Consider the following 12,576-nt stretch of genomic DNA (forward strand, 5'->3'; position numbering starts at 1 on the left):
CTATTTAGCCGTATTAATCCCCCAAAGATGCGGCAGAACCTAATGTTGTTTATTAAAAAAATCAATTCTTTTTTTTACCCGATTTACCAAAGGAATTTGGGTTGATTGTTGCCGAAACCCCTAAATTTATTCCCATAGTAAATGTATTTATGCTGTTGTCAGATTTATTGATGAAGTAACGAAGCGGTACAGAACTGTTTACTTTTAGTAAAGGAGTAATTCGATATTCCAGTCCCGCATCCAGAACAGGAGTATAATAGCTGTTTTCGTTTGTTTTTGCCGATACCCCCGTTGATTTTATTTTTATCCGGATATTGGTCATGGAATACATCCCAAAGCCAAGGGAGGTAAACAATCGTAAAGGTTTATCAGGGTTGTCATAGTATCGGAACATCAATTCCCCTCCAAACAAAACAAATGAATAAATGTTTCCTTTTTGATTGGATTGAACCTGCTCCATAATAGCACTTTGATCGGGTTTTTTAGATCCCATATTTAAATTGAGCAGCACCGCAGTTTGTGACCCAATTGATTTTTTAAAACTCAGCCCGTAAGTTCCAACTACATCACTGGTACTGTTTAGTTTTGGACCAAAAAAGATTAAAGGCGAATAAAAGAAGGCGACATCAAAATTTCGTCTGTAATTTGACATTTTTTCAGCTTGAATCTCTTCATTGGAATAAACCTTGGGATTTTTATAAGTTTTACTCAGCAACGCGGCATTGAGTTCGGTTTTTAATATCTCTAAGCTGCTTGGGCTTTTATTGATAATATTAAACGAATAGCTGCTGTTTTTAATAAAAAACGGACCAGCCGGATCTATTTCCTGAGATGGATTTACAAAAAAGAAAACAGATTCATTAATATTACGAACATAGGATACGGTGTAAATAACTACATTATAGCAATTTAAAGAATTCCGGTTTTCCTTGTCTAATATGTTAATATATAAGAAGTTGTAATCATTGAAAAGCCCTGAATTTAGGTACTGGTTACTTTCACTATATGTTTTTAAGTCTTCTCCCTTTGCATCTATAACCAGTACTCCTTTTGGCAGCGGCGCATTTTCTTTAAACAAATATTGACTGTAACAATTTGCTCCAGGGGAATTGTACTCGTATATTTTTTGTGAAAATACCAGATGACCTGAGAGTAAAAACAGAATCATAACGACTTTTCTTTCAGATAGGAGTATAGTTATTAAATTAGGCATATGTACTATGAATTAATATGGGTTAAGCATTTAAATCTGGTTTTCTTTGGACGTTTTCCTGATCGAATAAAAGTTTTCGATGATTGGTTATCTGTCCGTCTTCGAGTTCAATTGTCCGGTCACTTGCTTTGGCAAAATCATTGTCATGGGTAACTGCAATTATGGTCTGATGAATTTCATGCGAGAGCTGTTTGAAAATATCATATACATTTTGTGTATTCCTGCTGTCGAGATTACCCGTCGGTTCATCACACATGATTATTGCCGGATCATTTATTAGTGCCCTGGCTATCGATACTCTCTGCTGCTGGCCCCCGCTGAGTTTAGAGGCCTGTTTTAATGCTAAGTCTTTTAATCCTAAAATTTCCAGTTTCTGGTATGCCCTTTCTTCAATTTCCTTATAGCTGTACGCACCTAATTTTAAAGCTGGGATCATGATGTTTTTAAGACATGTAAATTCAGGCAGCAGGTAATGGAACTGAAATACAAATCCGATGTGCCTGTTTCTGATTGCGGCGAGTTCATCGGGTTTTTTCCCAGTAATTTTATTTCCCAGAATATGCAGCTCACCATCGTAATCGGTATCCATTGTACTGAGACAGTAGAGAAGGGTGGACTTTCCTGAACCACTTTTCCCTACTAAGGTCAAAAACTCGCCTTTATAGGCGTGAATGCTTATATCATTTAATACTTTGAATTTGGAAGGTTCGTAAAAGTATTTGCTTAAATTGTTTGTGCTGAGCACCAGTTCTTTGTTATCCATTACTTTATTTTCTAAAAATTGATACTGGGTCTACATTGGCTGCTTTTTTTGCCGGGAAATAACCGGCGCAGATTGTGATAATTAATCCAAGGAGAAAACTCTGGGCAAAAAGCTTTGCTTCAAAGTAAATTGGGAAAGTTGAATTTGTTCCGCTGAGCTGAATATGCGATAAAACATAGATTAAAGCCCCTCCAAAACATAATCCCAAAAAGTTGCCTATTATACCCATTATGACGGCTTCTGTTATAAAAATCCGAATAACATCTTTTCCCTTAAAACCCAAAGCTTTTAAGATGGCAATGTCATTTATTTTCTGGGTTATTGTAGCACTCAGGATATTGTATATCCCGAATGCCGCAACAAGAAGAATGGAAAGGGAAATAGAAGTCATAAGTGTTTTTCTGGTCACATCGCTGCTTAATATGTCAGCATTGCTGGTTTTCCAGTCTTCGACCGTATAAGAGGTCAGTGCCTGTAATTTTTGAGCGTACTGGGTTGAGTTATCCGAATTGACTGTATTGGCATAAATAGTGGTGACGTAAGAAGATCCTTCTTTTAAAAACTGCTGGGCAGTACTGATATTCATAAATGATTTTGAATCGTCAGTCAGACTGTTTCCCATGCTGAAAATCCCAACAACTTTAAGGACTTTACTCACGCCATAGGAAGAGGTTACTGTAATGTTATCATCCATATTTAAACTGAATTTTTCAGCTATGCCTTTGCCTATAATGATCCCGTTTAAATTCTGTTTTAAATTTTTTACATCCCCAGCCAGCATATAGGCACTGGTATTGTACATCTGGGCATATTCAACCATATTGACGCCGTCACTTGTGCCTTTGAGCTGGGTTTTGCCTTTGTTGTAAAAAACAGAGACATCCACAACTTCAATTGCATTTGTGATATAGGGTTCTTTCCTGACAGAATTGAGCAGGGACTGGGGATTGATTATCGTTTTGGATAAGGTTGTTACCTGCGGATTTACAATAACATTTAAAGTGGATTTATCGCGGCTCAGGACGCTGCTTGTTTCATCTTTTTTATAAATTTTAATATGCGCATTGTTTTTGAATATTTCCGCTGTCCCGTATTTGTTAAATCCTGCACCAAGTGAATTCATAAAAAGATAAATAGCCACCCCTATAGTTACTCCCAGAGCAGCTACTAAAGTCTGCTTTTTTCGGGTAAGAATATGGGTGAGGGCAATATCGTAATTGATGTTTTTCATAACGCGTTTATTTTAATTGAGAGCCTGCTTCTGAAGTCTTGATGTTGTTCTCGGGAAGGTTCTCGGTGATTAAAGTGGTGTTCTGGTCAATACCTGATATAACCTGAACCCAGTCATTGCTGATGAAATTTGTGATTACTTTCGTTTTTTCTTTTTGTCCCTTAATTTGGACGTAGTTGGAAAAGTCAAGGTAGTTTCTTGGGATCAGCAGGGCATTTTTCTGAACCCCTATAATAATATTCGCCTGAAGCTGGGTATTGACAATATTAAAGCCAATATTATCTTCAAAATAAATCTTACAGATAAAAGACTGAGTAGCATCATCAAAGGAAGAATAAATCTCAGAGACCACACCTCTGTAGTTTTTATTTTTATTGATGTTGAGTTGGACAACAGCGTGCTGTCCGATTTTTATTTTAGAAATATTGGTCTCATCAATATTTACTTTTGCATAAATTATATCAGCATCACCAATAGTGGCAATAACATCCCCTTTTTTTACAAAGTCGCCCTGCTGTTTTAATTTTTTATACACCCTTCCAGGGACGATAGCCTTGATTTCGTTTTTACTTAAAATAATTTTATTTATTTCCTTGGCAGCTTTGTTTGTAATGAGCTGCTGCTGGGCTTCCTGTTTTAATTTTTTGTAATTCTCGACTGCCGTTTGATAATTACTTTTGGAAGTATTGTAGGTATAGCGTACATTTTCATAATCTACTTTAGCAATGCTGTTTCTCTCTGAGAGTGATTTGTAGCGGCGTTCCTGCAGGGAGTCTAACTCCAATTTTTGTTTCGCAAGAGTAATAGCGCTCTGGGCCTGCACCAGTGCCGGAGCATTTGAGGACATATTGAACTGCGAAATCCTGAACAAATCACTTGCACTCTGCGTATTGAAATCGCTTTCCCTGTTGTCCAGCTCTGCCAGTATCTGCCCCTTGTAAATTAAATCTCCCTGTTCAAAATTTATACTTAATAGATAACCGTCTGACTGGGCGGTTAAATCATAGGTGCCTTTAGCTTCGAGGATACCGGATGCAAACACGGATTCGGTAACATCTTTTCTAATAGGTTTGGTTTCGGCTGTTTTTTTCCCGCAGGATGCTGCCAGCAGGGATAAAATAATAATGATTAAAGACTTTTTCATATTATCTGATTTTATTATTGATGTCAATTTTTGCAAGGGTTAAGTCAACATTTATCCGTGATGAGATAAGGCTGTATTCTGCGTTTACCATTGAATTATAACTGTTTAAAGTGTTTTCCAGGGACTGCAGCCCCTCAGCGTACAGATTCTTGTTTTTTACATAGGTATCTTTTCTCAGGGCAAAAACCTCTTTATTGGACAGAAACTGGGATTTATTTTTACTGTATTCATTTTCCAGTTTTTTAACTTCCAAGGCAGATTTGATTTCAGCCTGCTGAGAAGAGTTTTTTGCCAGTTCATATTCATATTTCGCATTGTACTTTTTAGAGGTCATAGTATAATCAGGAAACGGCATAGAGAGTTTCAGTCCCATATAACTGCTTTTATACCAGGTTCCTTCAAAGAGTTTAAAAGTATCATTGTACTGCTGGGAAGAAGAATTGGTTATAAATGACAAGCTTGGCAGTATGGATCTTTTTATCTGTTTCAAGGACCTCAGGGCATATTTTTCCTGCAGCATTGAATTCTCGACATTGAGTTTGTTTTCTTCTACTGTGGGTACAAAAAGTTCTGAAAAATCTTCTTTTTTGTTCTCTATTATAATTTCTTTTTCTTCAGGAATGTCGCAGAGTATTTTCAGGCTCAAATAATTTTGTTCAATAAGGTATTGAATCTGATTTGTGTTTTCCTGTGCATTTAGAAAAGCAGATTTAGAATCATTTACATCCTGCTGTTTCACCTGTCCCTGAAGGTATTTATTTGAGGCGATCTGATAGAGTGTATCTGCTACAGCCTGATTTTGCACTGCACTCACTTTCTGCGCCTGCAGTGAAACAATATTGTAATAATTGGCGGCAATGTTTTCCTGAAGCTCTTTTAATGTTATCATTGAATTTGAGCTGGTCAGGTCAATATTAATTTTAGCCAGTTTGAGTCTTTCCCAGCCCTCAAAGTTGATCAGTTTGATGTCTAAAGTCTGATCAATAGAAGTATTATACTGCTGTCCAAGCTTAATTTCATTATATTTTCCCGGATTGTTTTCATCGGGAAATAATGTTACTCCCAGTTTGGTGTTATTTTTAAAAGTTAAAGTCTGGGTGCCTGTGGGATCCAATATGCTTATAACAGCGGCGAGTTTTGCTTTTTTAGCCTTTGTAAGCTTAATAGTATTGCTCTGCAGTGTTAAACTGTTTTTAGAAGCATATACTAAAAGTCCCTCCAGGTCCGTAAATTTTTCCTGTGCATGCGTATGGGACACTATAAGCAGTATTACAATTAAAATGATTTTTTTCATGACTACTTCGTTTTTGAAAAATAAACCACTCTGGTTATCAGGAATTTTTTAGCAATCACTTTTATCCTGCTGTTGTTTTCAAAACTTACCGTTACACTAAGGGTAATGTCTTTGTCGGCCGGGATAAGGGTTCCTGAGAAGTTCTTTTCTTTCGGATTGTATATAATTTTCTTAAAGACAATTTTTCCGTAATTTTTATCGGTTTTGTCATTTAGTTTTCCGTAATATGCGCCGTCAGCGGCTAAATAAAATTCTACAGAAATACCCGGTTCACCTTCACCTTTCCAGTTTCCAATTAAGGTATTAGGATCATAGGCAGCAGTTTGAAAACTCATAAGGGCTACAGCACCAAGGCTGATAATAATTTTTTTTGCGTTCATAATTTGAAATTTTATACTGCAAAAATGTTCATCTGTAATCAGGTATGAAATTGTATTGGATGTGAACTGGACAAATAATGTTTAAAGTGGACAGAACCTCGTTTTTAGCTGCTATACAGCCTTAAAATGAAGTATCTAGCTGAGGATTTTGTTTTTAGAAGAAATTCATGAAATTGGGTTTAATTATAATCCCCACTCTGATCATACTCACTTTTTTATCGTACTGCAGAAGATTCTCCCCATAGCCATGAAATCCCTGCAGCATCAGATATAAGTTGGAAGATTCCTTGGGCTTCATGATCAACTGGGTTTCTACAGAGCCTTTCCATGACCAGGAAGCGCCGGTCTTAAGATTGATTTTGGCATAGAGCCTCTGGGGTTTGAAAATATAGGTTAATCCCAGATCACTGTATCCAATGTACTTTAAAAGATCGGGATTGTCTGATTTAGAACCGAAAGGAAGAACAATTTTAGCCTCCAGAAGTACTCTGCGGCTGATTTCCTCACTCCAGTTCAGCGACACAAAATTCCAGCTTCTGGAAGAAATACTGTCTTTACCATTGGATTCATGTTCTACCATTAAGGAATAGTACCCCAGTTTTCCTTTTTTATTCATAAATGGCCTTATCATTCCTATACCCGGATTAAAGTTAATATCCCTAAAGGGGAATGATACTTTGTAAATGTCCCAAAAAGCTTTTTGAGTATAGGTCAGAAAGCCGTATACGTTGTCAAATACAGGATTTTTAGATAATCTGTATTTAATGCTGATTTGAAACTTGGCATCGGAATTATCCGAAGAAGGCAGTTCCCTGAGGGTGGTGCCGGTGGAGAAATAATTGTCTTTATAAGTACTGAAGGCGGGCTGGCTTAGAAATATTTCAGTTGCCGTTAATTTGTTTGCTGCTTCTAACTTGATTATGGAGTCGTTCTGTGCTTTCACATTGAATATAATAAAACAGAACAGAATTATTAGGCTGATTTTTGTCTTTGGATAATCCATGGCGGGTAGTATTATTTGACAGTCATTTTTGATGCTGTGGTATCTTTTTGAATTTAATTTTTGAATTGTGGGAGGGACGCTCTTATAATTTAAAGCCTCCTTTTTACTGCAGTTTTCTCATTTTAAATTTTATCCCGGCGCAAGTGATAATCAGGTCATATGACTTAGTTTTTGGATTAAGTACAAAGTTGTAGCTGTTTTGTACTTGTGAATTCTCAAAAAATAAGGTCTCGCTGCCGGGAAGAATTATTTTGTTCCAATCATTATTTACTATAGAGAGCCGGTTGTTTTTTAGTGAAATAACAATCCGCTGTGAGGGGTCTGTGTCAAGTACAAATATCCCTGCATAACGCTGCAGTATTGTATCCTGAAGCCTGATTATTTTTTGTTTGCCATAAGCGGTATCGTCCAGGGAATTTTGATTAAAACCTTCGCTGTAATAATAGGCAGCATATTCATAGGAACACAGATTATAGACCCATGTAAATCCAAATAAGGCAAAAGAGACAGTTATGAATTTAAAGAAAGCCATAATGCTCCACCTTTTCATTAAACTACTGCTGTAAATTCTACTATCACTCATGCTGTTTTATTGAATGACCATGCTTTTGGAAGCAGTGGTATGGGCAGAAAAATAACCTAATGCCCCGTTGTTTATATTACTTGGCGGATCGGCCGGCGTTACACTTCCGCCCGGACCGCCGCTGCCTGAGATTTGAATCAGGGCGCTGTAGTAGGTATAGATATTTTGATCGATACACTGCATTTCTACATTTATAATATCGCCCGGTACAATTTCGTCATCGTCGTCCAGTGAAGGCATTATGCTTCTTTGATTTACCATACCATTATTGATATTATCCGAAAATACCTGCAGGGTTTTATCTGTTTTGCCGTCAATGGTCAAAATGAACAGATAACGATTTCCCAGGAAAGAGGGATCGGTATAGACAGGCAGAATATTATAAGTGGTTTCACCTGCTATTGAAACCGAATCCTGAATCAGCCCGTCAAGGGAAACAGGGGAGGGCATTGTGCTTTGTGCAGTGTAATTTATTCCGTCAATCAGCACATTGAGTGTATAGGTACTGCCCGGACTCGAAACCAGATTGTTTGTCTTGTATCGCCCATCTTCTTCATATTCCAAGGTTTCGCTCTGGCCGGTATTGTCACTAATGGTCACTACAGCATCGGTAATAGCAGGGTATTGGTTATTTTCGGTAAAAGCCACCGATCTGGTAATGCGGACATAGTAAGGTCCCTGCTGGTCTGTGATATTTCCTTCAATAACAATGGTACCGCTTTTGTCATCGAGCTGCAGATCTATTTCTTTTTCACAGCTGGTAAAAAGCAATGCAGAGAATAGTATAAATAGTATATTTTTCATTTTTAAAATTTGAAATTATAAGTTACATTAGGAACCCATCGAAAGAGTGATGTCTGCATGGCGCGCGTTGTGCCGGGTTTATCAGGATTGTCTTCAAAGGTTATGGTGTATGCATTCTCACGTCCATATACATTGTAGAGACCAAAAGTCCATGAGCCGTGGAAGCGCTTTTTTTTATTTGGTTCGTAAGTGGCGCTCAGGTCCATTCTGTGATAATCCGGCATCCTGTCCGCATTACGGTCACTATATTGAAAAACAGTCTGCCCGTTAAGTTCGTATTTTCCGGTAGGAAAGGTTACGGCATTCCCGGTGCTGTAAACAAACAGCCCTGACAAAGACCATTTAGGATTAAGGCTATAGGTAGCTACCACTGAGAGGTCATGGGTTTTATCCAGACGTGCATTATACCATTGATCATTATTAATACCATCTATCTTTCGCTCTGTTTTTGAAAGAGTGTAAGATACCCAGCCTGATAATCGGCCGCTTTTCTTTTTTGCAATAAGTTCGATACCGTAAGCTCTCCCTTTACCAAAAAGCAGTTCGCTTTCTACATCTTTTCCAGTATCAAAGGTGATTTCGGCACCATTTTTATAATCGATCTGATTCTGCATATCCTTATAATACACCTCAGTATTTATCTCGTAATTGTTATCAGAAAAGTTTCTGCTGTACCCTACACTGAACTGATCGGCAATTTCAGGCTTTACTGTATAGCTGCTTCCTATCCACTGATCTGAGGGGCTGCCTGAACTGCTGTTGCTTAATAAATGCAGGTTTTGTGTATTTCGGGAATATCCGGCCTTGACACTGCTGATCTCATCAATACGATAGTTGGCTGTGATACGCGGTTCCAGATTAAGGTATGTTTTACCCAGCGTACCTTTCTCAAGAACCCTGCTGTCGGTAAGTTCACCGTTTTGATAAATGTTATAAGTATCCCCGCCTATAACGGTAAAAGCAGAAAACCTTAATCCGTAATTGACTGTCAGCTGTTCTGAAGCTTTGAAGTCGTCATTAATATACAGGGCATTTTCCCATGAGTACCTTGTTTTTTTAGGGTAGCTGTCCACGCTTGTACCGGAAGCCTTGCTGGGCGTTATACCGTGATAAATAGACTGAAGGCCAAATCGAACGGAATGTCTGCTGCTGGCAAACCAGGAAAAATCCTGTTTGAGGTTATAGTCTGTAATTTGAGAATTTAGTCCTAAATTATTGCCTGCGCTTTCAAAATTTAGTTTATAATCGTAATTACTGTATATCAGTGAAGTGTTTGAAAACAGCTGGCTGCTGACAATACTGTTCCAGCGCAGAGTAGCTGTGGTATTCCCCCAATCTGTGCCAAATGTGCTGCCAAGACCAAGGACATCGCGTCCAAAGTAACCAGAGAGATAAATTCGGTTGCTGTTATTGATCTGATAGTTGGCTTTGATGTTAAGGTCGTAGAAATAGAGCTTGCTGTCCTTGAAATCTTCATTTCCTTTAAGGAATAAATCAGCATAGGTCCTTCTGCCCGATATTATAAAAGAGGACTTGTCTTTCTGGATAGGACCTTCCACGCTGAGCCTGCTGCTGATAAGCCCGATGCCTCCTGTAACGTTGTAATCCTGATTGTTTCCATCTTTCATCTTTATGTCCATAACAGAGGAAAGACGCCCGCCGTACTGCGAGGGGCTGTTGCCTTTTATGATGGAGGCATCCTTTAAAGCATCACTATTGAAGGTACTGAAGAATCCAAGAAGGTGGGAAGCATTATAAACGGGGGCCTCGTCGAGTAAAATTAGATTTTGGTCAGTGGCTCCGCCCCTGACGCTGAAACCGCTGCTGCCTTCACCGCTGCTTTTAATCCCGGGGAGCAGCTGGATGGTTTTCATGACATCTTTTTCTCCGAAGAGAACCGGTAATTTTTCTATTTTTTTTATATTGAGCGTTTCAATGCCCATCTGGGCTTCTGAGAGGTTTTTGTCTTTTTTAACCCGGGATACTATTACCTCGTCAAGTGTGTTTGTTTCGGGGGTCTGCTCAAGTGACCATTCAATTTTGGTGTTTTTATCAAGCAGGATGGCTTGCTGCTGCTGGTCAAACCCAATATAACTGCAGATAATGGTGTAAGTGCCTTCGGGAAGGGAGAGGGAATAAAAACCATATTCGTTGGTCATTACCCCAAGGGCAGGGTTTTCGGCTACCCGTATAGCGGCACCAATAATGAGTTCACCATTTTTTTTATCTTTAATGGAGCCGCTTATGGTGTATTTCTGGGCCATGGTTCTGCCGGCGCAGAAGAGCAGTGTAACTAATGCAAAATGCCTTATTAAAAATGTTTTCATTTATACTGTGTTTTACAGCAAAAATGAAAAAGCACAGCTAAATTTTAAGGATATTTTAAATGAAGTGGACAGAAAGGCATATAAAGTGGACAAAAAAATTAAAAAGAATCAATTTTGGGATAGCCACTCCAGAAAGTCTGTAACCTTTTCTTTTCCTACGAGTATTTTTTCGGGAAAATCAATGTTTAAAGTCAGTATTATTTTGCGGTGAAAATACTGTGAAGCTGAATTGACAGCTTTGCGGTTAATTAGAAACTGCCGGTTAGCCCTGTAGAAAAATGGGGCAAATTTCTGCTCCAGAACATCTAGTTTTGGGCCAAGGACCCAGGTTTTTTTATCAAAGGTATAGGCAATTACTGCATTGTCCTGAATGTAGAACAACGCTATGTTATTTCCTGATATGGGAATGATTTTGTCACCCTGGTAGATAATTACAGATGGCATTGTCTGTGTTTTGAAGGTGCTTATTATTTTAGTAAAGTCAACAGAGGCTTTGGGCTGTAATAATTTGAATTTCTGCAGGGCTTTTGCAACGGCTTCATTGGAGAAAGGTTTTATAATATAATCGATGCCCATCGAATCAAAAGCTTCGAGGGTATACTGGTTAAATGCTGTGCAGAATATAACGGGAACCTTATTGTCGACTTCTTTGAATATATCAAAACTTAATCCGTCACCGAGTTTGATATCGGAAAAGATCAGGTCAATATCGGGCGATTTAGAAAGGTATTCGATGCCTTCTTCCACCGATGGTATTACGGCCTTAATAAGCGCTTCAGGCATAATGGACAAGATCGTTCTTGAGAGATCTTCTGCCAGGGGTTTCTCATCTTCAATTATTATAATTTTCATCTATTGTATGGTTGGAATTATGACTGTGAAATTATCCTCTGTCTGATTTATTATTATTTCTTTATCAGTAATAAGCAGGTACCGGTTATTGAGATTTGAGAGTCCGGTATGGTTTTGTTCGACATGTTTTGCAGGGATTTTTATATTAGTTACAATTAAATTACCCTCAAGATATTTGATTGAAAAATGCAATGGTTTTTTCTTTGTAAAATGATTGTGCTTGAAAATATTCTCAACGAGTGTCTGTAAAGCAAATATGGGGATTTTATGATGGAAAACTGACGGAGGGATATCAATGTCAGATGAGAAAGCATCTTCAAAGCGTACTTTCTGAAGGGCGATATAATCCCTCACAAATTCAAGTTCTTTTTCCAGGATTACTACATCTTCTTTTTGGGAATGAATAGAATACTGAAGAAAATGAGATAAACGTATGGTATATTCAACTGCTTTTTTTTCATTTGTTGAGATCAGTGATTTTAAAACCCCCAGCGCGTTAAACAAAAAATGGGGCTGAAGCTGCTGTGTTAAAACCAATTTCTGAGCCTCACTGTTTTGAAGCCTGAGTTCCTGAACTTCTTTTTCGGCTGCGTTTCTTTTAAAATCAGCCACTATAGTCTGGCATAAAATCAAAATAACGGCATTGGGGAGCAGCGAAATAAAAATTCCATATACAATGTGCTGATTTTCTAAAGAATAGCGGGAAATATCCTCAAAAGGCAGTATCGCCTGAGAGAGTAATCTAGTAAAAAGAATGACCGTATGTGCAATTAAAAACTTCCAAATAACATGCAGATGTGGAAAGTTTAATGCCAAATAAATATGGGAAGCCCATAGTATAAGTGTTGCAGCGCTAATAATAGTAAACAAGAGAATCGAGAAACTTAAACTAAGATTATCTACAAAATAGGCAGGACTTGCCGCATATAAAGCAATTATTGGTGATATAAGGCATGCATTGAGCCAGAGTTTCTTTTTCATG

Annotated in this window: 12 protein-coding genes; all 12 read right to left on the reverse strand. The window is 38.0% G+C overall.

Annotated features, from left to right (window positions below):
• Nucleotides 1–61 precede the first annotated feature (61 nt).
• The 12 genes from PMI10_RS13260 to PMI10_RS13315 all read right to left on the reverse strand — a co-directional run bounded on the left by PMI10_RS13260 (nt 62) and on the right by PMI10_RS13315 (nt 12,575).
• Nucleotides 62–1,213: a hypothetical protein gene (locus PMI10_RS13260; protein ID WP_007808720.1), complete on the reverse strand. Its 1,152-nt coding sequence runs from the start codon at nt 1,211–1,213 to the stop codon at nt 62–64.
• Between the two features lie 22 nt (nt 1,214–1,235).
• The gene (locus PMI10_RS13265) at nt 1,236–1,976 is read right to left on the reverse strand and encodes an ABC transporter ATP-binding protein (RefSeq protein WP_007808722.1); all 741 of its coding nucleotides are present in this window, start codon (nt 1,974–1,976) and stop codon (nt 1,236–1,238) included.
• 4 nt (nt 1,977–1,980) lie between these two features.
• Nucleotides 1,981–3,207 carry an ABC transporter permease gene (locus tag PMI10_RS13270; RefSeq protein ID WP_007808725.1) on the reverse strand — a complete coding sequence of 409 codons (1,227 nt, stop codon included), beginning with the start codon at nt 3,205–3,207 and terminating at the stop codon, nt 1,981–1,983.
• A 7-nt stretch (nt 3,208–3,214) separates the two neighbouring features.
• On the reverse strand, nt 3,215–4,351 hold the full coding sequence (locus PMI10_RS13275) for an efflux RND transporter periplasmic adaptor subunit (protein WP_007808727.1): 1,137 nt from the start codon (nt 4,349–4,351) through the stop codon (nt 3,215–3,217).
• Nucleotide 4,352: 1 nt separating this feature from the next.
• The gene (locus PMI10_RS13280) at nt 4,353–5,645 is read right to left on the reverse strand and encodes a TolC family protein (RefSeq protein WP_007808729.1); all 1,293 of its coding nucleotides are present in this window, start codon (nt 5,643–5,645) and stop codon (nt 4,353–4,355) included.
• Between the two features lie 2 nt (nt 5,646–5,647).
• Nucleotides 5,648–6,025, reverse strand: a complete 378-nt coding sequence (locus PMI10_RS13285; protein ID WP_007808732.1) for a hypothetical protein — start codon at nt 6,023–6,025, stop codon at nt 5,648–5,650.
• A gap of 154 nt (nt 6,026–6,179) precedes the next feature.
• Nucleotides 6,180–7,028, reverse strand: coding sequence for a phospholipase A (locus tag PMI10_RS13290; protein WP_007808734.1), 849 nt, complete (start codon nt 7,026–7,028; stop codon nt 6,180–6,182).
• 103 nt (nt 7,029–7,131) lie between these two features.
• The gene (locus tag PMI10_RS13295; RefSeq protein ID WP_157489827.1) at nt 7,132–7,611 is read right to left on the reverse strand and encodes a hypothetical protein; all 480 of its coding nucleotides are present in this window, start codon (nt 7,609–7,611) and stop codon (nt 7,132–7,134) included.
• A gap of 6 nt (nt 7,612–7,617) precedes the next feature.
• Nucleotides 7,618–8,415, reverse strand: coding sequence for a DUF4249 domain-containing protein (locus tag PMI10_RS13300; protein WP_007808738.1), 798 nt, complete (start codon nt 8,413–8,415; stop codon nt 7,618–7,620).
• Between the two features lie 2 nt (nt 8,416–8,417).
• Nucleotides 8,418–10,742, reverse strand: coding sequence for a TonB-dependent receptor (locus tag PMI10_RS13305; RefSeq protein ID WP_007808740.1), 2,325 nt, complete (start codon nt 10,740–10,742; stop codon nt 8,418–8,420).
• 108 nt (nt 10,743–10,850) lie between these two features.
• Nucleotides 10,851–11,594, reverse strand: coding sequence for a LytR/AlgR family response regulator transcription factor (locus PMI10_RS13310; RefSeq protein ID WP_007808742.1), 744 nt, complete (start codon nt 11,592–11,594; stop codon nt 10,851–10,853).
• Nucleotides 11,595–12,575, reverse strand: a complete 981-nt coding sequence (locus PMI10_RS13315; protein WP_007808744.1) for a sensor histidine kinase — start codon at nt 12,573–12,575, stop codon at nt 11,595–11,597.
• Between the last annotated feature and the right edge of the window lies 1 nt (nt 12,576).

This window comes from Flavobacterium sp. CF136 (assembly GCF_000282055.1).
Classification (GTDB): domain Bacteria; phylum Bacteroidota; class Bacteroidia; order Flavobacteriales; family Flavobacteriaceae; genus Flavobacterium.